20 protein-coding genes are annotated in these 25,476 nt (G+C 69.0%); 11 read left to right on the top strand and 9 right to left on the bottom strand.

The window, feature by feature from the left end; genetic code table 11:
- Positions 1 to 89: 89 nt before the first annotated feature.
- Positions 90 to 1,484: a prolyl oligopeptidase family serine peptidase gene (locus OG734_RS42720; protein WP_330292748.1), complete on the top strand. Its 1,395-nt coding sequence runs from the start codon at positions 90 to 92 to the stop codon at positions 1,482 to 1,484.
- Positions 1,485 to 1,680: 196 nt separating this feature from the next.
- Entirely contained in the window at positions 1,681 to 2,952 is a 1,272-nt protein-coding gene (locus tag OG734_RS42725; protein ID WP_330292749.1) for a poly(ethylene terephthalate) hydrolase family protein, read from the top strand.
- A 99-nt stretch (positions 2,953 to 3,051) separates the two neighbouring features.
- Here OG734_RS42725 and OG734_RS42730 read toward each other — a convergent pair whose 3' ends face one another.
- On the bottom strand, positions 3,052 to 4,062 hold the full coding sequence (locus OG734_RS42730; RefSeq protein ID WP_330292750.1) for a LacI family DNA-binding transcriptional regulator: 1,011 nt from the start codon (positions 4,060 to 4,062) through the stop codon (positions 3,052 to 3,054).
- Positions 4,063 to 4,439: 377 nt separating this feature from the next.
- On the opposite strand from OG734_RS42730, the gene OG734_RS42735 reads away from it, so the two are divergent.
- From OG734_RS42735 to OG734_RS42745, 3 genes are all read left to right on the top strand, one after another.
- The gene (locus tag OG734_RS42735; RefSeq protein WP_443065024.1) at positions 4,440 to 5,777 is read left to right on the top strand and encodes a ferredoxin reductase family protein; all 1,338 of its coding nucleotides are present in this window, start codon (positions 4,440 to 4,442) and stop codon (positions 5,775 to 5,777) included.
- Positions 5,778 to 6,008: 231 nt separating this feature from the next.
- On the top strand, positions 6,009 to 6,338 hold the full coding sequence (locus tag OG734_RS42740) for a hypothetical protein (protein ID WP_330292751.1): 330 nt from the start codon (positions 6,009 to 6,011) through the stop codon (positions 6,336 to 6,338).
- 407 nt (positions 6,339 to 6,745) lie between these two features.
- Positions 6,746 to 7,270 carry a pyridoxamine 5'-phosphate oxidase family protein gene (locus tag OG734_RS42745; RefSeq protein ID WP_330292752.1) on the top strand — a complete coding sequence of 175 codons (525 nt, stop codon included), beginning with the start codon at positions 6,746 to 6,748 and terminating at the stop codon, positions 7,268 to 7,270.
- A gap of 79 nt (positions 7,271 to 7,349) precedes the next feature.
- On the opposite strand, the gene OG734_RS42750 is transcribed toward OG734_RS42745, so the two are convergent.
- Positions 7,350 to 8,804, bottom strand: a complete 1,455-nt coding sequence (locus tag OG734_RS42750; RefSeq protein WP_330292753.1) for an MFS transporter — start codon at positions 8,802 to 8,804, stop codon at positions 7,350 to 7,352.
- Positions 8,805 to 9,033: 229 nt separating this feature from the next.
- Here OG734_RS42750 and OG734_RS42755 point away from each other — a divergent pair, with 229 nt between their 5' ends.
- A complete protein-coding gene (locus tag OG734_RS42755) occupies positions 9,034 to 9,567 on the top strand; it encodes a TetR/AcrR family transcriptional regulator (protein ID WP_330292754.1) in 534 nt (177 codons plus the stop codon).
- A gap of 44 nt (positions 9,568 to 9,611) precedes the next feature.
- Positions 9,612 to 9,782 carry a hypothetical protein gene (locus tag OG734_RS42760; protein ID WP_330292755.1) on the top strand — a complete coding sequence of 57 codons (171 nt, stop codon included), beginning with the start codon at positions 9,612 to 9,614 and terminating at the stop codon, positions 9,780 to 9,782.
- An 83-nt stretch (positions 9,783 to 9,865) separates the two neighbouring features.
- Here the strand turns inward: OG734_RS42760 and OG734_RS42765 are convergent, their stop codons facing one another.
- Entirely contained in the window at positions 9,866 to 10,393 is a 528-nt protein-coding gene (locus tag OG734_RS42765; protein ID WP_330292756.1) for a 2'-5' RNA ligase family protein, read from the bottom strand.
- Between the two features lie 342 nt (positions 10,394 to 10,735).
- Positions 10,736 to 12,217 (bottom strand): non-reducing end alpha-L-arabinofuranosidase family hydrolase, encoded by a 1,482-nt coding sequence (locus tag OG734_RS42770; protein WP_330292757.1) that lies wholly within the window; start codon positions 12,215 to 12,217, stop codon positions 10,736 to 10,738.
- Between the two features lie 772 nt (positions 12,218 to 12,989).
- On the opposite strand from OG734_RS42770, the gene OG734_RS42775 reads away from it, so the two are divergent.
- Together OG734_RS42775 and OG734_RS42780 are read left to right on the top strand one after the other, a co-directional pair.
- Positions 12,990 to 14,420, top strand: coding sequence for an endo-1,4-beta-xylanase (locus tag OG734_RS42775; RefSeq protein ID WP_330292758.1), 1,431 nt, complete (start codon positions 12,990 to 12,992; stop codon positions 14,418 to 14,420).
- 32 nt (positions 14,421 to 14,452) lie between these two features.
- Complete coding sequence (locus OG734_RS42780) at positions 14,453 to 15,829, top strand: RICIN domain-containing protein (RefSeq protein WP_443065025.1); 1,377 nt, start codon at positions 14,453 to 14,455, stop codon at positions 15,827 to 15,829.
- A gap of 297 nt (positions 15,830 to 16,126) precedes the next feature.
- Here OG734_RS42780 and exaC read toward each other — a convergent pair whose 3' ends face one another.
- The 5 genes from exaC to xylB form a co-directional block, all read right to left on the bottom strand.
- The gene (gene exaC, locus OG734_RS42785; protein ID WP_330292759.1) at positions 16,127 to 17,650 is read right to left on the bottom strand and encodes an acetaldehyde dehydrogenase ExaC; all 1,524 of its coding nucleotides are present in this window, start codon (positions 17,648 to 17,650) and stop codon (positions 16,127 to 16,129) included.
- Between the two features lie 235 nt (positions 17,651 to 17,885).
- Entirely contained in the window at positions 17,886 to 19,202 is a 1,317-nt protein-coding gene (locus tag OG734_RS42790; RefSeq protein WP_330293998.1) for a GAF domain-containing protein, read from the bottom strand.
- A gap of 70 nt (positions 19,203 to 19,272) precedes the next feature.
- Positions 19,273 to 19,872, bottom strand: a complete 600-nt coding sequence (locus tag OG734_RS42795) for an N-acetylmuramoyl-L-alanine amidase (RefSeq protein WP_330292760.1) — start codon at positions 19,870 to 19,872, stop codon at positions 19,273 to 19,275.
- 254 nt (positions 19,873 to 20,126) lie between these two features.
- Positions 20,127 to 21,335: an ROK family transcriptional regulator gene (locus tag OG734_RS42800; RefSeq protein WP_330292761.1), complete on the bottom strand. Its 1,209-nt coding sequence runs from the start codon at positions 21,333 to 21,335 to the stop codon at positions 20,127 to 20,129.
- 128 nt (positions 21,336 to 21,463) lie between these two features.
- Entirely contained in the window at positions 21,464 to 22,909 is a 1,446-nt protein-coding gene (xylB, locus tag OG734_RS42805; protein ID WP_330292762.1) for a xylulokinase, read from the bottom strand.
- Positions 22,910 to 23,097: 188 nt separating this feature from the next.
- Between xylB and xylA the strand changes: the two genes are divergently transcribed.
- Both xylA and OG734_RS42815 read left to right on the top strand, forming a co-directional pair.
- Positions 23,098 to 24,264, top strand: a complete 1,167-nt coding sequence (gene xylA, locus OG734_RS42810; protein WP_330292763.1) for a xylose isomerase — start codon at positions 23,098 to 23,100, stop codon at positions 24,262 to 24,264.
- Positions 24,265 to 24,809: 545 nt separating this feature from the next.
- Entirely contained in the window at positions 24,810 to 25,394 is a 585-nt protein-coding gene (locus OG734_RS42815; protein ID WP_330292764.1) for a hypothetical protein, read from the top strand.
- Positions 25,395 to 25,476 lie beyond the last annotated feature (82 nt).

A 25,476-nucleotide genomic window follows, 5' to 3' on the forward strand; every position in this document is an offset into this window, starting at 1 on the left:
CCCGCTTCCGGGAGTTCGGAGCAGGGCGATCACCTCCACACACACCAGGCACCCGGTCCGGGTGCCCCACAAGACCGAGACGAGGACGCATGAGACGGATCACCAGACGTACGGCGCTCGCAGTCACAGCAGGTGCGGTCGCGGCGCCGGCCGTGAGCACGGCAACCGCCTCGGCAGCCGACACCACGACAGCCGCATCCCCAGGACGACAAACGGCCTTCGGGCGCAATCCGGTCCTGCGAACGGACCTCGTCACGCGGGTGACGCCGAGGAACAACTGGCTGGTGACAGCGGTCGCCCTCCAGTACGCGCATCCCATTGACCTGCGCGGCGGGGTGATCCCGCCCTCGGCCTTCCAGGTGAAGGCCACTGTGGGCGGGCAGACAGCGGCTCGCACGGTGACCCGGGTCTACTCCAGCGCCACCGCCGAAGTGGACGACCGATCTCACCCCGGACGGCCGGGGGACCACCTGATCATCGAACTCGACCCGAACGACTCCAACGCGCGGGCCGCGGGCACCGACCCCCTTCCGCTCGACCGCGCCTACTCCGTCAGACAGGTGGCGGATGTGCACACCCCGGCAGGCGAACCAGTGCTCAGGGCTGGTCCGTTCGCGAGCCGGAACGATGACGTCATCACTCCCGTGGTCGACGACTTCGCCGCCGGCTCCTTCACTGACTCCGCAGGTTTCGAACTGGACTTCCGGCTGTACCGGCCCGAGGGATTCGTACGGAAACCGCAGACGCGCAAGCGGTACCCACTCGTCGTCACCCTGCACGGCGGTGGCGAAGTCGCGGACAACAACATGACCCAGCTCACCTCCAACCGGATCGCGGTCACGTTCGCCAAACCGGAACGACAGCGCCGCGACCCCGCGTTCGTCCTCTCTCCGCAGATTCCCTTACCCCGTCCCATGGACGGATCCGACGGCACGGACTGGACCGACGCCAGGGTCCAGGCCGCGCTGATCGAACTCATCGACACCTTCGTGAGCGACCACTCCCGGAACGTGGACACAGCCCGGCTCTATCTTGTGGGCCTGTCCTCGGGCGGACGCGGTATCTACAGCCTGCTGGCGAAGTGCCCCGACGTGTTCGCGGCCGCCCTGCCCACGGCCGGCTGGGGCGACGCGGCCACCATGGACAGGATCACGCACATCCCGATGTGGGCCGACCACTCCGTCGACGACCCGATCGTCCCCTACCGGGAGGGCCGGTTCGGCAAGCCGGGCACCTGGACACTGATGAACGCGCTGGAGACCGCCGGCGTCCGGGTCACTCGTGGGGAGTGGGCCAACGATCTGCCGAAGGCGCAGTTCGAGGCCCGGTCCCGGGCGCTCCTACGGCAGGCCCGGGCCACGCGCAGTCACGTACTGTTCACGAGCTACACGCCCGGAACGACGCCGGTGAACCCACACCTCGCGTGGGCCCAGACGTATGAGAACGACGTGGTCATCGACTGGCTCTTCGATCAGTCCCGGTAGCCGCCGCACGCGGCACCCCTTCCTTTTCCTTCCGCACTGTGAGAGACCACCTACCGGCGAATCCGGCAGTTCTCACAGCGCCGGCGCACCCCGCTGTCCGGTTACCGCGCTCTCCCCGCTATCCGGAGGTAACGCAATGCGTCCATCAAGTCGTTCGACTCACCCGGCCATGCCGTTACGGACCCGATCCCGTGTCATGACGGCACTGATCGCCCTGGCGACCACCATCGGCCTGGCGCTGGCTCTGCTGACAGCCGCCGCCCCGCCGGCGGCCGCCGCAGACCTGCTGTCCCAGGGCAAACCCGCGACCTCCTCGTCCACCGAGAACGCGTCCACCCCGACGTCGGCGGCCGTGGACGGCAACACCGGGACGCGCTGGTCGAGCACGTTCAGTGACCCGCAGTGGCTGAGCATTGATCTGGGCGCCACTGCCACCATCAGCCAAGTCGTGCTGCGTTGGGAGGCCGCGTACGCCCGCGCGTTCCAGATCGAGACCTCCGACAACGGCACCGACTGGACCACTGTCTACTCGACCGCGACCAGCACCGGCGGCGTGCAGACCCTCGACGTGAACGGCGACGGCCGGTACGTCCGCCTCCACGGAACCCAGCGCGGCACCGCCTACGGCTACTCGCTGTGGGAGTTCCAGGTGTACGGCTCCGGTGAGGGCACCCCTCCGGGCGCCGGCATCCCGGACCCGACGACCGCTTCCCTTGAGGCCACCAACGGGCCGCTGACCACCGCCACCTACGCCGTTCCCACCCCATCGGGGTACGGCTCCGGCACGGTCACGTACCCCACGAACAGTGGCTCGTACCCGGGTGTCGTACTGATGCCGGGCTATCAGGGCACACAGCAGAACCTGCAGTGGCTCGCACCCCGCCTCGCCTCGTGGGGCTTCGTCGTCATCAACGTCGGAACCAACACACTCACCGACGATCCCGCATCACGCGGCCGCCAGATCACCGCTGCAGGCACCCAGTTGCTCGCGCTCGGCAACGCCGCCGGCAACCCGATATCCGGGAAGGTCAATGGCACGCTCGGCGCGGTCGGTCACTCGATGGGCGGCGGTGGTGTCATGGCGGCCCTCCGGGACGACTCGCGCTTCCGGGCGGGCGTGCCGACGGCCCCGTACTACCCGAACGCGAACTTCTCCGCAGTCACCGAGCCCACGTTCTTCCTGACCTGTCAGAGCGACCCCGTCGCCCACGGCAACACCTACGCGGTGCCCTGGTACAACTCCATGTCCCAGGCCGAGAAACTCTACGTCGAGGTTCCGGGCGACCATCTGTGCCCGATGACGGGCTCTGGCAACAAGGCCAAGCAGGGCAAGTGGATCGTGTCGTTCCTCAGCCTCTGGCTGCGTGCCGACACCCGTTTCAGCCCGTTCCTGTGCGGTCCCGTACGTGACGCGGACAAGAACAACACATCCCTGGTCACGCGCTGGATGGACACCTGCGCGTTCTGAACGGCGCGCTCGGCGCGGGTCCGGCTTTCGGATGATCGGAATACGCCCAGTCGGCGGGTTGTCCTGCCGGTCGAGTATGTGTCGCATCCGGGCCTGCGGTCAGGGTGTGCCGTTCGTCCGTCGTACCGGGCGTCGTGTGGACCGGCGAGGCAGCAGCACCGGCTGTACGAGCCGACGCCGGTCCACGCCGCTGCGGGCGTTGATGACAGCGATCAGCAGGTCGACCGCTTCGGTACCCATCCGGTCCGGGCGGAGGCTGAGCGTGGTGACGGGCGGGTTGGTCGTCGCGTAGTCCGGATCCTCACTGACACACGCCACCAGCAGGTCTCGCGGCACCCGAAGCCCGTGGTGCCGGGCGACGGCGAGGATGTTGTGACCGGAGTCGGAGTAGACGCCGATGACGGCGTCCGGTCGCGGATCGCGGTCGAGCAGCCGGCCGACGGCGTCCTGTTCGGCCGTGAAGTAGTCGGGCAGGGAGGCGTACTCCTCCACGAGGGCGGGCAGGACGCGTTCGTCGCACCAGGACCGGTAGGCGTGTGCGATCAGGCGCGGGTACTCGTCGTCGTGCAGGGGCAGGGAGAGCCCGATCCGCCGGGCGCCGGCCTCAGTGAGGTGGTCGAGCAGGAGGCGCAGGCCCAACTCGTGGTCGGAGTCCACCCACGCGTCGCACGCGTGCGGCCGTGGCGGCCGGCCTTCGCTGATCATCGGTATGCCGCGCTCCCGCAGGAGGGAACGCACCGGGTCGTCGGCGCGCGGTGCGACGTGGATGACGCCGTCCATCGGCGTGTTCAGCCACATCCGCGGTGACGTCGAACTCGGCATCGCCAGGAGCAGATAGCCGCGCTCGTGGGCCGCCGCCATGGCGCCCAGCGTCAGCTGTGCGTAGTAGGGGATCTCGGTGTAGGCGACGGGGAGGTCGCCGTACGTCGTCAGGGTCAGGCCGAGCACTCCGGTGGCGCCGCGGGCCAGGGCCCGGGCAGTGCTGGCGGGGGCGTAACCGAGTTCGCGTGCCGCGGTGAGCACGCGCTGCCTGGTCGTCTCGGACAGTCGTCCGGTGCCGTTGAGCGCGTTCGACACCGTGGCCGTGGACACCCCTGCGCGTGCGGCCACGGCACCGAGCGTGGGACACCGCCAGGCACGAGAGCTCTCCATGTGCACCCCAACAGCGCCTGTTGTTCCCCAACAGCCCTGTGACCGCTTGTGGTTAAGAACTTAATCACTCAGCGTACCCGTCGACGGCGGCCGGGACGACGGCCGCCGGGTGAGGAGTGATCGCAGGGCACCCCACGAGCACGTGTGGTCCGCTCGACCACCGTGCCGATCGCGGAACAAGAACAGTTGAGGCCAAGTAGGGCCAACTTTGCGCCACGTTCCGTATTCTTGCCCCGCCCTGGGGCCGTATCAGATCGGGACGCCCGGATCCCCGCGACCTCGCGGGTGTCGGCGCCAGTACGTCACATGGACAAGAACGAACAAGAGGGGAAGCGGTGGAGGCAACGAGTACGCAGGTGCGAGAGGGCACCATACCTCCGGTCGTCGCGGCGCGGTGGGCGCTGTGGACGTTTGTCATCGTCAACTTGGTGATCGTCGAGGTTTTGTTCCTCACCGCCGGGTCAGGCAAGAACGGGGTGCTCACGGTCGCCAAGTTCTTCGGCCTGCACGCCGCCGTGCTGATGCTGTTCCAGCTGCTGCTGGTGGCCCGGCTGCCGTGGCTCGACCGCCGTATCGGCATGGACCGGTTGACGGTGTGGCACCGGTGGGTCGGCTTCACCCTGCTGTGGACCATCCTCACCCACGCCGTGCTGGTGGTGCTGGGCTACGCGCGGCTCGATGACGCGTCGATGACGAAGACGTTCTTCGCACTGGCCGGAGTGCCGGCCTCCCTGCTCGGGATGCTCGCCGCGGCGATCGTCGTCGTGGTCGCCGCGGTCTCCGCCCGACAGGTGAGACGGCGGCTGCGATACGAGACGTGGCACGGCGTGCACCTGTTGCTGTACCTGGCGCTGGGGCTGGCGTTCTTCCACCAGTTGCAGGAGACCACGACCTTCAGCTCCTCTGCGCCCGCGATGATCTACTGGTGGGCCCTGTGGGTGTTCGCGTTCGGTGCCCTGGTCACGGGGCGGATCGTGATGCCTGTGTGGCGCAACGCCTATCACCGGTTCGAGGTCACGGCGGTGGTGCCGGAGTCGGACGATGTGGTGTCGGTGCACGTCACCGGCCGCCACCTCGACAGGCTGCCGGCCAGGGCGGGCCAGTTCTGCATCTGGCGGTTCCCCGGGCACAACCACTGGTGGCTGGCCAATCCCTTCTCGCTGTCGGCGGCACCCGACGGCCGCACGCTGCGCCTGACCGCCAAGGCGGTCGGCAGCACCAGCGCCGGCCTGCTGCATGTCCCGGTCGGAAGCCGCGCGTTCGTCGAGGGGCCGTACGGGGCGTTCACCGCGTTGCACCGAACGCGGCCCGGTGCGCTGCTGATCGCCGGAGGAGTGGGGATCACGCCGGTCCGAGCCTTGCTGGAGGAGGAACCGGGCGACGATGTCGTCGTGCTCTACCGGGTGCGCAGCGAGGCCGACGCCGTGCTGGTCGACGAGGTACGAACTCTGGTCGCGGATCTCGGCGGGCGGCTGCACCTGCTCACCGGCCGCACGGGGGAGGGCAGCCCGCCGTTCGAGCCCGCGAGTCTCCATGCCCTGGTTCCCGACATAACCGAACGCGACGTGTACGTCTGCGGCCCGCCCGCGATGACCTCGGCCGTGCTCAGCGCCCTGAGCACGCTGCAGGTTCCCCAACTGCAGGTGCACGCCGAGCGGTTCGGCCTGGCCTGACGACGCTGAGGCTCCGATGGGCGCACCCGTCGGAGCCTCAGCGCAGATCGGCAGGGCTCTTCAGGCGGCAGGACACCGCCCCGCGCCCGGTCCGGTGAGCGGAACGGGCGGTGACAGCCGGGTACCCGCGGAGCATCCTGGTGGGCCACCGGGCGCGGGGCGAGGGCGGCTTGAGGCTCCAGAAGAACCCAAGGTGAGGCGTGGGAGGTGGGGTCGGGCACCATTCTGGGCATGACGAAGAGCGATATCTGGCGACTGGTTGCGGGAATCCTGGCGCTGACACTGATGCCTGAGGAGCCGTGGGACGGCGAGCCGGACCGCTTGTCGCTGTTGCTGGACGAACTCGCCTGTCTGGATAGGGAGTTGCCCGCGGGTGTCTCGGCGGAGGAGGCTGTGGATATCGCCGCGGCCAGGGCGCAGGACCGGATCAATCTGCTGACCGGCGGATTCGCGGCGGCATTTCTCCATCTCGCAGCCGCATACGACGAGACCGACGCCGACTCCTCCGCCCTCGACCTTGTTCGCGTGATGGCTTTGGAGTGGGTCAACCGCGACGACTGAGCGCGGCCGGCGACTACTCCGTTTCGGCAGTGGGCGGGAAGAACGGGGCCAGAGGGTGGCCCGGTCCTTCCCGCACCGCCCTGGTGCCGCGCGGCTCGCCGGGGCGGCCGTGAACGCGGCGACCGACCGGCTCGCACGGCACGGGGGAACCTGCGAGTCGGCGCTGGGTGGACAACCGGTTTGGTGATATTTCGTGCTGCGGAATCCGGCGGATCTTGAGCATCGTTCCTTTTTGAAGCGCCCCGTCAACAGTGCCCGGTATTCAGATACGGAAAACAGTGAGGTACTGGGCCGGACTGCTGCGTCGCAACTGTGGCTTCTTAGGGGTTGTAGCGGTCGGCTGCACCGCTAGCGTAGAGACGAACGTGACGCATCCCTGCCTAGACGGAATGGAGGTGGCAATTTCGATGACCAATCCGGAGTTGCTGCGTGTGGACCGTGAGCCGGTAACGGAACCTGCCTGGATATTCAGCTACACGGCCACCGGGCCGCAGCTGGACTGGGAGTGGGCGCACAAACGGCTGCGGGAGTCGAAGAACTTCTGGCTGACCACGAAGGCCCTCGACGGGCGCCCCCATACCCGTCCCGTCTGGGGGTTCTGGCTGCAGGACGGACTATGGTTCTCGACGACGAACCGTTCCGTGGCGTACATCGAGGCGGACAACAACGTCACCGTGCACACCGAAAGCGGTGACGAGGTGGTCATCATGGAAGGCCGGTGTGAAAGGATCTACGGCAAAGAACGGCTGCAGGTAATATCCGATAACTATCGGGAGCACTTCAGCCATGAAACGGTCGCCACCGACGAGGGTGTTTTCACCCCGGAAGGGTACGGCGGCCCCGGATTCAGGATTACACCCACCAAGGTGCTGGGGTGGAACGCGCCGTTTTTCAACACGGCGACGCGCTGGATTTTCTCGGAATCCGACTGAGTCGAACGGACGCTTTTCACGGGAATGGGAGTTGGGAAACGGATTCACCTCCGTTTCCCAACTCCCTCTTTTGCGTTCGTCAGGCGGCGCGGACTGACTGTCGCTGGTCGGCCCGCTCCGGCTTCGGCGTGCGGATGACGGTCAGTACCAGGAGCAGTCCCACGACGGCGAACACCAGCCCGCCCACGCACGTGGTCGCGATGCTGTCCGCCAGAGCGGCCTTGGTCGCCGCGCCGCCGTGTCCGCGCAGCGCGCTGCCGAAGATCGTGACCAGCACCGCCGTACCGATCGAACCTCCGATCATGCCGACCGTCTGCAGAGCACCCGACGCACCACCCGCCTCCTTCGGCGGGACCTCCGCGAGAATGGTCGCCGCGAGCGGTGCGTTGAGCAGACCGACACCCGCTCCAGCCAGCAGCATCGGGAGCATGATGCCGCCGAAATACCCGGTCGAGTCCGAGATCTGGGTCAGCCACACCATTCCGGCGGCGACCATCAACAGTCCGATCGTCATCGAGGCTTTGGGGCTGTAGCGCTTGACGATTTTCGGTGTCAGCGTCCTCGGCACCACGACCATCCCAAGGGACATCGGCAGGAAGGCGAGTCCTGCCTCGATCGGATTCATGTCGAGTACGTTCTGCACGAACTGGGTCAGGAAGAAGAACATCCCGAACATCGCGCCGCCGGAGCAGACGAAGACGAGGAAGCCGCCGGCTCGGTTGCGGTTGGTGAACAGACTCAGGTTCAGGATCGGCTGGGGGTGCCGGGACTCGACCAGCACGAGCAAGCCGAGCAGTACGACGCCCGCAACGAACGAACCCACCGTGAGAGTGTTGGACCAGCCTTCATCGGCGGCGTGGACGAAGCCGTACACCAGTGCGCTCATGCCGGCGGTGCCGAGCAGAGCGCCGGCTCCGTCGAACCTGCCGCCCTGGGGCTCGGCCGCAGGGATCAGCCGTGGTGTCAGGGCGAGCACCGCGACACCGATGGGCACGTTGATGAACAGCACCCACCGCCATGAGGCCAGGTCCGTCAGGACGCCGCCGAGAAGCAGGCCGCCGGTGGAGCCGATGCCGGAGGCCATGACGGAGATGCCGAGTGCCTTGGTGCGCTCCTCCTGGCCGGTGAACGTCCTCACGATCAACGCCAGGGTGGAAGGCAGCGCCAGTGCCGCGCCCAGGCCCTGCAGTGCCCGGGAGGTGAGCAGCCACCAGGTCTCCTGGGCGCAACCTCCAGCGAAGGAGGCCAGTGTGAAGATCGCGACGCCGGTCATCAGCGCCCTGCGGCTGCCGAGGATGTCGCCCATGCGCCCACCGAGCAGCAGGAATCCGCCGTACACCAACGTGTAGGCATTGAGCACCCAGGACAGTCCGGTGGGGGAGACGTCCAGGGAGTGCTGGATCTTTGGCAGGGCCATGTTCATCACGGTGATGTCGATGGCGCTGAGCAGTTGGACGCAGAGGATCACGGTCAGGATGGCGCCGCGGTGGGCGGGAGCCTGGGGTGTCTGGCCGGGGGGTGCGGTGCTGGACAAGGTGAGGAGCCTCCTTCGGCGAGTCGGCGCTCGCGAACGGATGACGGCCTGTTCAGGCCGGAGTGCCCGGGCCAAAAGCGGGGAGTGCTCTCCGGATATAGTGCGTACGATACGGGGGATACTCTCCGTATTGCAACATGGAGGATTGATGCAGCGTTCGAGACCAGCTCCGCCGAGCCTGCCCTCGCGTCCGGTCAGGATGGATGCCCGGCGGAACTACGACCGTCTGGTGGCCGCGGCGGACGAGTTGTTCGGCGAACGGGGCACGGACGTGCCCCTGGACGATGTCGTCCGCCGGGCCGGGCTCGGTTCTGGCACGCTTTACCGTCACTTCGCCAGCCGCGACGCGCTGCTGGCAGCGGTGTTCTGGGGACGGATCGAGGCGCTGTGCAAGGAGGCCGAAAGCCTCCTCATGGCCGAGTCGCCGGTCGAGGGCATCGTCGTCTGGCTGCGCAGCCTCATCCGGCTGACGATGCGGCGCGGGCTCGCGGCGGCGCTCGCTGCGGACAACAAGGACGGCGGCTCCGAACTGTTCCGCTACTGCAGGGAAGCGCTCGACGCGGCGGCCACCCCCCTGCTGGCGAGGGTCAGAAAGGACGGCTCGTTCCACCCGAACCTGGAGGTCTCGGACCTGATTACGTTCACCCACGCCATCGCGGTGGCCGCGGAGCGGGTGCCTGACAGTGAGGAACACGCCGACCGGCTGCTGCGCCTGCTGCTGGACGGACTGCGAACCCGCGAGTATCCGTCGCGGAACCTGTGACCCGCCGAGGACGAGCGGATATCGCTGGTGGAGCCGTTTCTGTCGTGCGCGACTCCGAGAAGAGCCGGTTCCGGTGGCCCGAGAGCACGGTCGAATACGGCACCGGTCAGCTGGCGGAGTGCGGAGAGACGGCCGCTGTCAACGGCCGCCTGGTGGACTGGATATGGGGCCACGTCCGTCGTGCGCGGCTGGTTGCCCGGGGCGTGCATCTGTAACCAGAGGAGCAAGTGCTGGACCGCCTCCTGACCGGCGGGGTGACCGTCTGAGCGGGTTCAAGGCGCGTGAGGTCGAGCGGGCATCATTGCGGGCCCGAACCGTCCTGGTACTGATGCACTGCAGCCCGTGGCGGTTTCGGGTCGGGATGCCTTTGCCCAGTGACGAGGGACCATGCGTCGATGTCCTGATAGCGCCGCGGGCGTGGGTGGCCGCTTACCGTGCTGCCGACCAGGTGGAGGCGTTCGGTCTGCCAAGGGCGTCCGGTGAAGCCGTCGAGGGCGGCGGCCGCCGCCGTTACGGACGCGTTGTCGCAGCGGCGAGCGCGGGCCAGCGTGAGGTCGGGACGCAGCGGACGTTCGGCGAAGGCGACGTCGTAGTCCCTGATCCGCGCCCGTACTGCTTCGGCCAGTTCGTGCAGTTGGTCGAGATCGCCCTCGATGCCGCTCCACAGCGCTCGTTCGTCGAAGTGTCCGCCACCGAGGAGTATCAGTTCGAGAGAGGGGTGGGTAGCGGCCAGGTCGGCGAGGGGCGGACGAAGCCGGTGGACGGCCTGTGCCGGCAGCTCGCCTAGGAAGGCCAGGGTGACTCGCCAGGCGCGGATTCCCTTCACCGGCCGCGCCGGGCGAGCTGGGTCGCCTTCCGCGACGTCATCAGGCAGGCGTCGGGAAACCGCATCGCCCGAGAGGTGCGGCCGAGGCGAGGTTCACCCACATCACCGAAGCCTGGCTCGTCCGCCGCGGTGCACCAGACGACCTGGTGCGCCTGGACCGTTGACAAGCGCCACCGGCGGCGGCCCCGCGTTACGGGATGGCCCTCGGGCTGGTGAGCGTTGCCCGACCACGCGCTTCGTCGCCGTATGAGCGGTGACGTTGTTGCGTGACCCGGGCGGGCTCGGCCTTCCGCCGAGCCCGCCACGCCGGCTCCGCACGGGAGCCGGACCGGTGTCACGCCGTTAGCGCTGCAGTGTCAGCAGAGCCGGCCGGTAGGGCCAGTGGCCGTACTCGCCGCCGATGTTGGGGTTGCGTCCCTGGTAGAGGAACTGCAGGTTGCAGGGATCGACGGTGAAGGTCTGATCGGCACTCGTGCGGATCAGTTCGCCATGGCTGATGTCGTTGGTCCAGGTGGCGCCGCTGTTGGCTTTGCCTGCGAAGGAGTTGCTCTCCGTCCCGGCCTGGGGTGTCCAGGAGCCGTTCAGGCTGGTGGCCGTGAACGAGCGGAAGTAGCGGCCCTGCGAGCCCCTCGCCTCGACGATCATGAGGTAGCGGTCCTGGCCCTGGAGCTTGTAGACCTGCGGGGCCTCGAACAGGTTGTCCGCCGTGTCGCTCATGATCGTTGTGTAGCTCGAGCCGAAACTGCTCGGGAAGTTCCCGATCGGCATGCTCGCCCGGTAGATCTTGCCGTTGTCACCTGCGAAGAACAGGTACATGTTCTGGCCGTCGGCGATGAGCGTCTGGTCGATGGGGCCCGTTCCGGAGCCGGTGATGCTTCCGGAGAAGAGCACCTGCTGTGCGGACCAGCCATTGGGGTTGGAGGGGTCGCTCGACGTGCGGTAGGAGAAGGCGCTCCCGCCTCCCCACTGGTAGGCGAGCACCCAGATGTTCTTCGGAGCGAAGTAGAAGAGCGTGGGCGCCACTGCGGAGTTCGACATCGTGTTCTGGGCGGCCGAGCCCATCTCCGACCAGTTGCTGAACAGGCTGAAGTTCATCGAACCCCAGCCCACGCCTGTTCCGGCGGCACCGTGGGTCGTCGCATAGACGAGTTGCTTGCCGTTGTAGGGGGCGACGGTGAAGTCCTTGAGCGAGGCCCACCCGGCCTTGGGCTGCGCCAGCGCGCCCGTTGTTGTCCAGCGGTAGGTCGAGGGGACATTGCACGAGCCGGGAGGGGTGGTGCCGCCGACCTTGACGAGCTGCCACTGCTGGTTGCTGCCGCTCCAGTCGTCGTACTGGACGATGTTCGCGTTGTCGGCGGTGGAGGCGCCTTGTACTTCGAGGGCCTTGTTGCTGTGGCGCGCGATGAGCCTCACGTAGCCGTCCGAGCTGTCGGCCAGCCGCCACTGCTGGTTGGTGCCGTTCACGTCGGTCCGCTGGACGATCGCGCCGCCGTTGGCGGTGGACCCGTTGTTGACGTCCAGCACCTTGCCGGAGTGGCGGGACTTGATGCGGTAGTTACCGCCGCCGGAGTCGACGAACTGCCACTGCTGCTGGTTCTGGTCGTTCCGGGTCCACTGGGTGATGCGGGCGCCGTCGCCGGTCGCCAGATTGTATACGTCCAGGGCCTTGCCGCTGTTGCGATTGACCAGCACATACGAGGCGTTGGGGTCGACGGTCGCCGCGTCGGCGGGTTGGGCACCGAGGAAGGTGGCCACGAGCAGCAAGGGCGCAAGGACGGCGAGCAAGCGTCTTGGGCGTACCAGGGACGGGTGGCGAAACCACATCAGAAGGTCTCCTTGGGGCCGGGGCGGGGTGACGCCGATGAACCGTGGAGCGGCCGTACCAGGGACAGACAGTCTCGAAACATTCGAAGACCTCTCCGAACCTTTGACGCCACAAGCTAAGAATGCGGGGCCCTTTGGTCAAGGTCTCTCCCCGATCTGTCCACAAACAGTTCCTCCCAGCACTCCGGAAGTTCGCGATACGGCCTGCCATTGCAAGGGTCCGCGCGGGGAAGGGGAGGTGAGCGAGCGGCATCGGCCGCTGATCGGGATTCCGAAAGATTCGGACGACGAACTGAAACTTTCTCTGTGGTGAGTATTGACGATTCACTGTCAATCCCTCAATCATCCCTCTCTGAGTGACCGACCGCGGTTCGAGATTCCGAACTGCGTCGTCTGAGTAGCTGTGCTGCACCGCAGATCCGCGCACCGAAGCACCCGCACCACCCCGTTCCGGTGAGGCTCGCACCAGCGCGTCCTGGCTGTCCGCGCATTTGGAGAGATACGCGACGCCGCGTGGCGGTCCCCCGGCTGAGCCGCGATGGAGTACGCCCATGCCTGTGCCGAAACACCGCCGTCACCCGCCGTACGTCACCCGACGGCCGGCCGGGTGCCGTCCGTGCCGGTGGAGATCGCACCGGTCCCATGACCGCGGTGTCCGGTGATTCCGTGCTTTCCGGGTTCCGGCTCACCCCGTCCGTCTGCCGCGTGGGAGCGGACGACGCATTCCCCTGAGCTTCAGTCCTTCCGTGATTTCTACCTTGGAGGCACAGTCATGGGCTCGTATGCCCTTCCCAGATTCGCTGTCCGCCGGAAGATCCGCGACCTGCTGCTGGCGTTGGTCGTCGGCGTCCTCGGTACGGTCGCCTTACTGGTCGCGCCGCCGACCGCACACGCCGCCGAGAACACGCTCGGCGCCGCGGCGGCGCAGAGCGGCCGCTACTTCGGCACGGCCATCGCCTCGGGCAGGCTGGGCGACTCGGCGTACACGACGATCGCGAGTCGTGAGTTCAACATGGTGACGGCCGAGAACGAGATGAAGATCGACGCCACCGAACCGCAGCGGGGCCAGTTCAACTTCACCGCCGGTGACCGCGTCTACAACTGGGCGGTGCAGAACGGCAAGAAGGTGCGCGGCCACACCCTGGCCTGGTACGCCCAGCAGCCCGGCTGGATGCAGAGCCTCAGCGGCAGCACGCTGCGCCAGGCGATGATCGGCCACATCAACGGCGTGATGGCCCACTACAAAGGCAAGATCGCCCAGTGGGACGTCGTGAACGAGGCCTTCGCCGACGGCAATTCCGGAGCCCGGCGTGACTCCAACCTGCAGCGCACCGGCAACGACTGGATCGAGGTCGCCTTCCGCACCGCGCGCGCCGCCGACCCGGCCGCCAAGCTCTGCTACAACGACTACAACGTCGAGAACTGGACCTGGGCGAAGACCCAGGCCATGTACGCCATGGTCAAGGACTTCAAGCAGCGCGGCGTGCCGATCGACTGCGTCGGCTTCCAGTCGCACTTCAACAGCGGCAGCCCCTACAACAGCAACTTCCGCACCACCCTGCAGAACTTCGCCGCCCTCGGCGTCGACGTGGCCATCACCGAACTCGACATCCAGGGCGCCTCGTCCACGACCTACGCCAGCGTGACCAACGACTGCCTGGCCGTCCCCCGCTGCCTCGGCATCACCGTCTGGGGTGTGCGCGACACCGACTCCTGGCGCCCGGGGGACACCCCGCTGCTGTTCAACGGCAACGGCAGCAAGAAGGCCGCCTACACCGCCGTCCTCAACGCACTCAACGGCGGCACCTCCACGCCCCCTTCGGATTCCGGACCGGTCAAGAGCGTCGGCTCGGGCCGCTGCCTGGACGTGCCCGGCACCAGTACCACCGACGGCACCCAGCTCCAACTGTGGGACTGCAACAACGGCACCAACCAGCAGTGGACGTACACCGCCGCCGGTGAGCTCAGGGTCTACGGCAACAAGTGCCTGGACGCCGCCGGCACCGGCAACGGCACCAAGGTCCAGATCTACAGCTGCTGGGGCGCCGACAACCAGAAATGGCGCCTCAACTCCGACGGATCCGTCGTCGGCGTCCAGTCCGGCCTCTGCCTCGACTCCGTCTCGGGCGGCACCGCCAACGGCACCCTGATCCAGCTCTACACCTGCTCGAACGGCAGCAACCAGCGCTGGACCCGCACCTGATGGGACCTGTCACCAACGGAAAGGGTGGATCGATGAAGACCTACGGTGCGGCTTCCCCCGCCCCGCCACGGCGACATCGCTGGTGGTCCCGGGTCGCGGCCGTGGTGGCGGCGACCCTCGCGATCGGCATGCTCACCGCGGTGCGTCCGGCGCCCGCCGAGGCGGCGACAGTGGACACCAATGCCTGGTACGTCCTGGTCAATCGCAACAGCGGCAAGGCGCTGGACGTCTCCGGCGCGGCCACCGCCGACGGCGCGCGGGTCAGCCAGTGGACGCGCAGCGACGGAACCAACCAGCAGTGGCAGTTCGTGGACTCCGGCGGCGGCTTCTACCGCCTCAAGGCCCGGCATTCGGGCAAGGTTCTCGACGTGGCCGGCGCCTCGACCGCGGACGGTGCCGCGATCCAGCAGTGGGCCGACGGCAACGGCGCCAACCAGCAGTTCCGCCTGGCCGACTCGGATGCGGGCCACGTCCGGCTGATCAACCGCACCAGCGGCAAGGCGGTGGAGGTGCAGGGCGCCTCCACCGCCGACGGCGGCAACGTCGTCCAGTACTCCGACTGGGGCGGCGCCAACCAGCAATGGCAGTTGCTCAAGCTGTCGTCCGGTGGCGGTGGAAACGGCGGATGCGGCAGCGCCCCGACTCTGGCGAGCGGTACGCACACGATTCAGAGCGGCGGCAAGAGCCGCAGCTTCATCCTCAGGGTTCCCGCCAACTACGACAACGCCCGCCCCTACCGGCTGATCTTCGCGTTCCACTGGCGGGGCGGAACCGCCGGCGAGATCTCCTCGGGCGGCACGAGCGGGAACGCCTGGTCCTATTACGGCCAACAGGAACAGTCGAACAACGGCGCGATCCTCGTCGCCCCTCAGGGCCTCGGCAACGGCTGGGGCAATGCGGGCGGTGAGGACATCACCTTCGTCGACGACATGATCCGGCGAATCGAGAGCGGTCTCTGTGTCAACCCGGCACAGCGCTTCGCCACGGGATTCAGCTGGGGCGGCGGTATGAGCTACGCACTCGCGTGCAGCCGGGCGAACGTCTTCAGGGCTGTCGCGGTCATGTCCGGCGCTCAGATCAGCGGGTGCAGCGGCGGCACCCAGCCCATCGCCTACTTCGGAATCCACGGCGTCAGCGACAACGTCCTCGGCATCGGGCAAGGACGGTCCCTGCGCGACAAGTTCGTCGCCAACAACGGCTGCACCGGCCAAAGTCCGCGTGAGCCCGCGCCGGGCAGCCGAACGCACATCACCACCACCTACTCGGGCTGCCGTGCCGGATACCCGGTCCAATGGGCCGCGTTCGACGGAGGCCACATACCCGGTCCGGTCGACGGCTCCTCCGGCGAAAGCGGCGTCACCACCTGGACCAAGGCAGAGATCTGGAGGTTCTTCGCACAGTTCCAGTGACACGCCCGCACCACGGAGTGGGGCCAGGACAATCTTGGCTCCACTCCGTCGATGTCCATCCCGGACAGAAGGACGGAGAGGCCTTTCAGAAGGGCTCCCACGCTTTCGGGCCGGTCAAGGCTGGCGAACAGGCCGTGGGAGAAGCGGCGTTCGAGGAACACGCCCTCGCCGCCGCGAGGAGCCTCCGCTCATGCTGCGGGAATTCGTTCTGGGCGGGCCATGAAGTCGAGACCCTGTCCCAGAGCTGCCGACGGCTCGGGCGCCGCAAGGATGCCTCCGGGCAACCGACTTCGGGCTCTAGAAGAACCCCAGCTTCTTGGGGCTGTATGAAACAAGAAGGTTCTTCGTCTGCTGATAGTGCTCCAGCATCATCTTGTGCGTCTCGCGGCCGATCCCGGACTGCTTGTAGCCGCCGAACGCCGCGTGCGCCGGATACGCGTGATAGCAGTTCGTCCACACCCGGCCCGCCTGGATCGCGCGGCCCGCCCGGTAGGCGGTGTTCATGTCCCGGGTCCACACACCTGCCCCGAGGCCGTACAGCGTGTCGTTGGCGAGCTTGATCGCGTCGTCGAAGTCGTCGAACGACGTCACCGACACCACCGGTCCGAAGATCTCCTCCTGGAAGATCCGCATCCGGTTGTCGCCCTCGAAAATGGTCGGCTGGACGTAGTACCCGCCCTTCAACTCACCGTCGTACTGGACGCGTTCGCCGCCCGTCAGGATCCTGGCCCCCTCCTGCCGACCGATGTCGAGATACGAGAGGATCTTCTCCAACTGGTCGTTGGAGGCCTGCGCCCCGATCATCGTGTCCGTGTCGAGCGGGTGACCCGGCTTGATGAGCTCGGTGCGGGCGACCGCGGCCTGGAGGAAATCGGCGTAGTTGCCGCGCTGGACCAGTGCCCGGGACGGGCAGGTGCACACCTCGCCCTGGTTGAGCGCGAACATGGTGAAGCCTTCGAGCGCCTTGTCGCGGAAGTCGTCGTCCGCCGCCCACACGTCGTCGAAGAAGATGTTCGGCGACTTGCCGCCCAGCTCCAGCGTGACCGGCTTGATGTTCTCCGAGGCGTACTGCATGATCAGCCGCCCCGTCGTGGTCTCGCCCGTGAACGCCACCTTCGCGACCCGCGCACTGGACGCGAGCGGCTTGCCCGCCTCCACTCCGAAGCCGTTGACGATGTTCACGACACCTGCCGGCAGCAGGTCCGAGATCAGGCTCATCCAGTAGTGGAGGGACGCCGGAGTCTGCTCGGCAGGCTTGATCACGACCGCGTTGCCTGCCGCGAGCGCGGGCGCCAGTTTCCAGACCGCCATCAGGATGGGGAAGTTCCACGGGATGATCTGCGCTACCACGCCGAGCGGCTCATGGAAGTGGTACGCCACCGTGTCGTCGTCGAGTTCGCCGAGAGACCCCTCCTGCGCTCGGATCGCGCCCGCGAAGTAGCGGAAGTGGTCGATGGCGAGGGGGATGTCGGCGGCGAGTGTCTCCCGTACCGGCTTGCCGTTCTCCCAGGTCTCGGCGACCGCCAGTGCTTCGAGGTTCGCCTCCATCCGGTCGGCGATCTTCAGCAGGATGTTGGACCGCTCGGTCACCGACGTCCGGCCCCACGCCGGTGCCGCCGCGTGCGCCGCGTCGAGCGCGCGCTCCACATCCTCGGCGGTGCCCCGCGCGATCTCCGCGAACGGCTGCCCGTTCACCGGACTCGGGTTCTCGAAGTACTGCCCCTGTGCCGGAGGCACATACTCGCCGCCGATGAAGTGGTCGTAGCGCGCCTGGTAGGAGACGATCGCGCCGTCGGTTCCGGGTGCCGCGTAACGGGTCATGCTGGCCTGCCTCCCTCAGCAGAGCCGCCCGCCGTTGGGCCGCTCTCGCCGCGAGGCTAGAAGCGGCGAGGTTGCAGGCAGGTTGCGCACGGCTGCCCGACGACGGAGTGCGCGCGGGATCAGACATGGGCGGGTGATGCGTACGAAGGGTGCCGCTGCGCGGGCAGAGGGTGCGGGACGCCCGTGTGAGCCACGGGACCTGCGCCCCCCCGGAACCCCGGACGCCGGGGTTCCATCAGTGCCGGGCGGCCTGATGCGCCCAACCCCGGGGCGCCGCCTGTTCCGACTCCACCTCGCTCAGCCGTGCCCGTACCGCCGCCGTCGGTCGCACTGCCGCGAGCGCACGCCATACGTCGAGGTCGTCCTCGCCCCACGGAGCGTGGGCCCAGTCGGCCAGCAGATCCGGGTCCCGGCGGGCGACGAGCGCGGTGCGCAGGCCGTCGGCAAGCCGGCGCCGCAGCCGGGCCACAGCCGGTGCCCGGGAACCGGGCAGCAGCGGGCCCGCGTACGCCCGCACCGCCGTCGTGAGCGCACCGGTCTCCAGCGATCGTTCCACGACGCCGATGTCCGACTCGACCGGCACCGTCAGCCGGTACGGGCGCGATGCCAGCAACCCGGGGGCCAGGACGCGGCGCAGCCGGGCCAGTTCGGCGCGCAGCGTCACCGGTGTCACCGACTCGTCCTCGTACAGCGCGCACAGCAGCTCGTCCCCGGTCAGCCCTTCCGGGTGGCGGGTGAGCAGGACGAGGAGTTCGCTGTGTCGACGGCTGAGCCGCAACACGCGCCCGGCGGCCAGCAGCTGAGCCTCGTCACGGCCCAGCGCGGTCAGTTCGAGGGCGTCCGGCACGGGTCCGGCCGGGGTGAGCAGCGCCAGTTGGGACTCGGCGGCCCGTGCCACCGCCTGCACGAACCCGAGACTGTGCGGATGCGCGAGCCCGTCCCGGCCGGTGATGTCCACAGCACCGAGCACCCGCCCCGTGCGCGGATCGTGTACCGGAGCCGCCGCGCACGTCCACGGCTGCACCTGCCGGATGAAGTGCTCGGCCGCGAACACCTGCACCGGCCGGTCCACGGCGACCGCCGTACCCGGCGCGTTCGTTCCCACCGCCGACTCCGCCCAGCGCGCACCCGGTACGAAGTTGATCCGCCCCGCCTGCCGCCTGGTCGCGGGATGCCCCTCGACCCAGAGCAGCCTGCCCTGCGCGTCGCACACCGCGAGCAGATGCTCGCCGTCCGCAGCGAAGGTGCCCATGAGCTCACGGATCAGGGGCATCACCCGGGCCAGCGGATGCTCCGCACGGTAGGCGCCGAGGTCGCCGTCCATCAGATCCACGCTCGCCGTGCCGTCGGGCCCCACCCCTGCCCGGGCGGAGCGTCTCCAGGAGTCCGCCACCACGGTACGCACCGGCCGTGTCACCGTCCCCGCCTCGGTGAACGTCTCGTGCGCGCGACGCAGCACGCGAACCCGCTCGACGGGGTCGGTCCCCGGTTCCAGGGCCACCCATGGATCGGTCAACTGGGCCTCCCCGGAAAGCGATGCGGCTGGTGACATCGTCACTCGGGGGATGGGTACGGACAATGGTTTCGACGGAGTCGACCGAACGGCGGCACCACCGCCCCGCTCAGGCGGCGTTGACGAGGCGTATGTACCGCGTCCAGTCCCAGTTCGGACCAGGATCGGTGTGGTCAGTGCCGGGCACCTCGTAGTGCCCGATGATGTGCGTGCGGTCCCTCGGTATGCCGTAGCGCGTGCAGATCGTCGCGGTGAGTTGTGCCGACTTCTCGTACAGGGCGTCCGTGAAATAGCCGGGCCGGTCCACCCACCCTTCGTGTTCGATGCCGATGCTGCGCAGGTTGTGGTTCCAGTCGCCCGCGTGCCAGGCGACGTCGTTCTCCCGAACGCACTGCGCCACATGTCCGTCGCCGGACCGCACGACGTAGTGCGCGGATACCTTCTTCCGCGGGTGCTGGAAGACGGCCAGGGTGTTGGCGTAGGACGCCTGGGTCACGTGGATGACCACGAGGTCGGGGACCCGGGACTCCGGAGGGCTGGACGCCGTGTAGTTGGCGGTGGTGGCCGGCTCCCACGTGGCGAGCGGGTAGTCGAGGGAGCGGGGCTGGGCGCCGACCCGGGGAGCGGGGAGCAGGGCATAGGGGCCGGCGGCGAGCGCGGCGCTCTTCAACAACCGCCGTCTGCTGGGGAACGACCTGGTCCGCTCCATCCGTGCGTGGCCTTTCGACAGGGGGGTTGGGGAGTACTGCTTGAGGGACGCGCCGGGGCGCCAGGGGGTTGCGGATGGCTGAGAGGTTCCTGCGTGTGGTGGCGGCGCCTCACGTGGATCACGCTACGGCGGTTGGCAGTCGGGCAGGAAGGGCCCACGAATTTCGGTGGATGACCGCGGGAATGTGGATAACTCGGCCACCCCGATGGGTGACGTGGCGCCCTGTGAGAGGGATGGGAGCCGGGCGGGGCCCCTCAGCCCCGGCCCGCCACCGCCCCCGGATCGTCCAGCACCGCCCGGACCACCGAGTGTGCGGCGCCGAGCAACGGGCCCTCGGGTCCCAGCCGCGACACCGACACCGCGCAGGCGGGTCCCGCCGTACGCCGGGCCAGTTCCGCCTCCAGCGACGGCAGCAGCCACGGCGCGAGCCCGGACAGCGCACCGCCCAGGACGACCGTCTCGGGGTCCAGCAGATTGACCGCCCCGGTCAGCGCGATACCGAGTGCCGTGCCGGCCCCGTCCAGGGCCCGCCGTACGTCCGCGTCGCCCTGGGCGGCGCGCTCCGCGAGCAGCCCGACGCGGCCCTCGCCCGGCTCGATGCCCGCCGCCCGCAGGACCGCCTCCTCACCGGCGTACTGCTCCAGACACCCACGCCCGCCGCACGCGCACTCCGGACCCTCCGGACGGACCGGCACATGCCCCAACTCGCCCGCGAATCCCCGTGTTCCACGCAGCAGCCGCCCGTCCACGACCACCGCCGCGCCGATGCCGATCTCGGCCGACACATGCAGGAAGTCGGGCGGAGTGCCGTCTCCGAGCCAGAGTTCCGCCAGCGCGCCGAGGTTGGCCTCGTTGTCCACGGTCAGCGGGAACTCGGCGGGCAGCAGCGCGCCGAGGTCCGTGTCGTGCCAGTCGAGGTTGGGGGCGCGGACGACCGTGCGTCCGTCGCGGGCCACGAGCCCCGGCACGGCGACCGTGAGGCCGGCCGGCCACAGGCCTTCACGTTCCGTCTCCGTGATCACCTTCCGTACCAGCTCGGTCAGTTCCTCGATCACCGGTTCGGGGGAGCGCCCGCGGTTGGCGCCGTGGCGTACGGCGCGTGCCCGCACCGCGCCCCGCAGATCGACCGCGCAGACCGCGAGATGGTCGACACCGATCTCCGCGCCGATCCCGGCCGGACCACGCCCGCTCACGGCGAGTGCCGACCCGGGGCGCCCCACCCGGCCGGGCCGCTCGGGGCCCAGCTCTTCGATCAGTCCCGAGCGGATCAGCTCGTCCACGAGCGTCGACACCGCCGCCCGGGTCAGTCCGATGCGTGAGGCGACCCCGGCACGTGACAGCGGCCCCTCGGCGCTGACGGTGTGCATCACCCGCGCGAGGTTGCGGCGGCGCATGCCCTGCTGGGTGTTGGGCAGCCGGGCGCCGGCGCCGGGCGGACGGGCCTCGTGCAGCGGTGCGGTCATGCCTCCGTCAGTCCTCAGTGGGTGTCCGTGAGCCGACATCCGTGGACGGACGCCCGTAGGCGTCCTTCAGCGGACGTTCGGTGGATGTCGGTTCGGCTCCGTCGGCTCGTCTCCGTCCCTCGGAGCCGTCAGCCGGCGTCCGTCCCCCGCTCCAGCAGCGGCGATGCGTCGGAGAGTACCCCGGAGATCCGGTCCAGCGTCGCCTGGTCCCGCTCCACCGCGTCCAGGACCGGCCCCCGGGCCGTGTCCCAGCGGCGGGCGACCGCGGCCGGGTCCTCGCCGGTCAGCAGGCCCGCCGCCTGCGCGGCGGCGCCGAGTGCGACCAATTCCTTGGCCTCCGGCACCTGGACGGGCCGCCCGGAGAGGCGGCGCACGGTCTGCTGCCAGGCCGTGCCGCGCGCGCCGCCGCCGATCAGCAGCAGCGGCGCCGAGCGGTCCGCGTCCGCGTCGAGCACCAGATCGAGGGCGCCGAGCAGCGAGTGCACCGCCCCGTCGTACGCGGCCTGGAGCAGCTGTCCACCGGTCGTGTCGTGACGCAGCCCGTGCAACAGTCCCGAGGCGCCCGGCAGGTTCGGGGTGCGCTCGCCGTCCAGGTAGGGCAGGAGCGTGACGCCCGTACCGGGTTCGACGGCCTCGCGGTCCAGGCCGAGCAGGGATGCGACGCGGTCGACGGCGAGGGTGCAGTTGAGGGTGCAGGCCAGCGGCAGCCAGTCGCCGCGCGCGTCGGCGAAGCCCGCGACGGTGCCGGTCGGGTCGGCGGGCCGGTGTGTCGAGACCGCGTACACCGTGCCCGACGTGCCCAGGCTCAGTACCGGAGTGCCGGGGCGCAGCCCGAGACCCAGCGCGGCGGCGGCGTTGTCCCCGGTGCCCGCGGCGACCAGGGTGCCCTTGGCGAAGGGCAGGTCGTGGCCGTCGCGGACGGTCCCGGCCACCTCACCCGGCCGGACCACCCGGGGCAGCAGCGCGGGGTCGAGACCCACGTGTGCGAGCACCTCCGCGTCGTACGCCTCCGTCCCGGACGCCCACCAGCCGGTGCCGGAGACATCGCCGCGGTCGGTGGTGGCCTGGCCGGTGAGGCGCTCGGTGAGGTAGTCGTGGGGGAGCCGTACGGCCTTGACGGCGCGAACCGCCTCCGGCTCGTGCTCGGCCAGCCAGGCCCACTTCGTGACCGTGAAAGACGCGCCGGGCACGCTTCCGGTGCGCTCCGCCCATGTCTTCGCGCCGCCCAGTTCCTCGACCAGACGGCGGGCCTGCGGCGCCGAGCGCACGTCGTTCCACAGCAGCGCCGGACGGACCGGCTCGCCCTGGGCGTCCAGGGTGACGAGCCCGTGCTGCTGGCCGCCGATCGACACGGCGGCGGCTTCACGTGCCGCGTCACCGCATTGGCTCAGCGCCTCGCACAGGGCGTCCCACCACTGCCGCGGGTCGCTCTCGCGGCCCGCCCCGGTGGTGACGGTGTGCGGCGCCTGGCCGCTCGCCACGACCTGTCCGGTGGCCACGTCGACGACCAGCGCCTTGGTGGACTGGGTCGACGTGTCCACGCCGACGACAAGCGGACCCTCGGCTGCTGACATCGGGCTCTCCCTCTTCCGCGGCTCCGCGGGATCTGGCCTGGTGTTTTCCGGTGCCTGTCCGGGTCGCGGCGACCCGTCCTCACCCTCAGTCTCTGCTCAGGGACACGTTGTCTCTTCCCAGAGATGCTCCCGCATACTAATTTGTAAACCGCCATGACGAAATAGTCGGAGCAGCAAGGAGCCGCGGCATGAACTACCAGCCCACCCCCGAGGACAGGTTCACCTTCGGACTGTGGACCGTCGGCTGGCAGGGACGGGACCCGTTCGGTGACGCCACCCGCCGTGCCCTCGACCCGGTCGAGACGGTGCAGCGTCTGTCCGAGCTCGGTGCCCACGGAGTGACCTTCCACGACGACGACCTGATCCCCTTCGGGTCCTCGGACACCGAGCGCGAGTCGCACATCAAGCGCTTCCGCCAGGCCCTCGACGCGACCGGTATGCGCGTACCGATGGCCACCACCAACCTCTTCACGCACCCCGTCTTCAAGGACGGCGCGTTCACCGCCAACGACCGTGACGTGCGTCGTTACGCGCTGCGCAAGACGATCCGCAACATCGACCTCGCGGTCGAACTCGGCGCGGAGACGTACGTCGCCTGGGGCGGCCGGGAAGGCGCTGAGTCCGGCGCCGCCAAGGACGTACGCGTCGCCCTGGACCGGATGAAGGAGGCCTTCGACCTCCTCGGCGAGTACGTGATCTCCCAGGGCTACGACCTGAAGTTCGCGATCGAGCCCAAGCCGAACGAGCCGCGCGGCGACATCCTGCTGCCGACGGTCGGCCACGCCCTGGCCTTCATCGAGCGCCTGGAGCGCCCGGAGATGTACGGCGTGAACCCCGAGGTCGGGCACGAGCAGATGGCCGGGCTGAACTTCGCGCACGGCATCGCCCAGGCGCTGTGGGCGGGCAAGCTCTTCCACATCGACCTCAACGGCCAGTCCGGCATCAAGTACGACCAGGACCTGCGCTTCGGCGCCGGTGACCTCCGTGGCGCCTTCTGGCTGGTCGACCTCCTGGAGAGCGCCGGTTACGCGGGACCGAAGCACTTCGACTTCAAGCCGCCGCGGACCGAGGACCTCGACGGCGTGTGGGCCTCGGCGGCCGGCTGCATGCGCAACTACCTCATCCTGAAGGAGCGTGCGACCGCCTTCCGCGCCGACCCGGAGGTCCAGACGGCCCTGCGCGCCGCGCGTCTGGACGAGCTGGCGCAGCAGACGGCGGCGGACGGCCTGAAGGGCCTGCTCGCGGACCGTTCGGCCTTCGAGGAGTTCGACGTGGACACGGCGGCCGCGCGCGGGATGGCGTTCGAGCAGCTCGACCAGCTGGCCATGAACCATCTGCTGGGCGCCCGAGGCTGAGTCGAGAACCGGGGGCGACTGTCTACCGACGGGCGTCCCCGGTCACTGGCGCATACAACTGTGCTCCGATTGATCTCCTGTGACCGGTTCTGGCTCGGACTGCTCCGGAATCGTGCGGTCCATGGCATGAGCCCGTATCAACTTCCGCGTGGGGGTCGCGTGCTGACCGGTTCGCGGCGAGTCTTGGCGGTATGGCCATGCCGCCCGTACCGCCCCAACCGCCCGGGCCACCGGGAGACATTCCGCCTCCGGGAGGTGGCTTCGGCCCACCTCCCGGAGGTTTCGGCCCATCCTCCGGGGGAGCCTACGGAAGCGGGGGCTACGGCCCTCCTTACGGAGGCGATGGCAACGGGGGCTACGGCCTTCCTCCGGAAGGCAACGGGCCGCCCCCGCCCACACAGGGGGGTGGTGGCTGGATGCCACCGGAGCCGCCCGAACCGCCTGACGGCCCGGGCGGACACCGAGGCCCCGGCAGGCGTCCGAGCGCTCTGTTCATCCTGCTCGTAGCGATCGTCGCAGTCGGAGCCATCGCCGCGGGGGTTCTCATGGTTTCCGGAGGCGACGACACCCCGGACAAGAACCCGCCAGGGAGCAGCCAGAGCTCAGGCCGAACCCCCGACCCGTCGTTCAGCATCCCGACCGAACTGCCCACCAGGCTTCCGACCAAGCTGCCCACGTTGCCGTCCAGGCTCCCCACCGAGCTTCCGACCGGGTTCCCCACCGATCTGCCGAGCGAGTTCCCGAGTGACCTGGAGTCGCTCATCCCGCTGGCCGGCGACGAAGTGCCGTACTACATGCTGCGAACCGGCGACTGCTTCAACGCCGACACCGCCAACCCCGGACAGGCCGCCAAGCGCGCGTGCGGGGAACCACACGACGCCGAGGTCGTGAAGGTGGTCGAACTCGAAGGCGGTTACGCGACGGACGCCGCCCTGAAGAACGCCGCCTACGCCCTGTGCCGGTCACCCCTGGAACGCGAGGCGGCAGAACAGCCCGCGGGGACCGTGAGGGGCAGCCTGGTGCAGTATCCGGACACCGCGGGCTACCGATTGGGCATCGACAACGTCGCGTGCAGCCTGGCCGCCGACCTCGGCTCCGACACCCGGAAACTCACCACGCCACTGACCTGAAGTCCCGGCGGATCGCCGTCCACGCGTGCGTGCCGCTCGATCGGAGGGCTGCCGCCCCGATCTCCGTGATCAAGGCGCACCG

This window comes from Streptomyces sp. NBC_00576 (assembly GCF_036345175.1).
GTDB lineage: Bacteria > Actinomycetota > Actinomycetes > Streptomycetales > Streptomycetaceae > Streptomyces.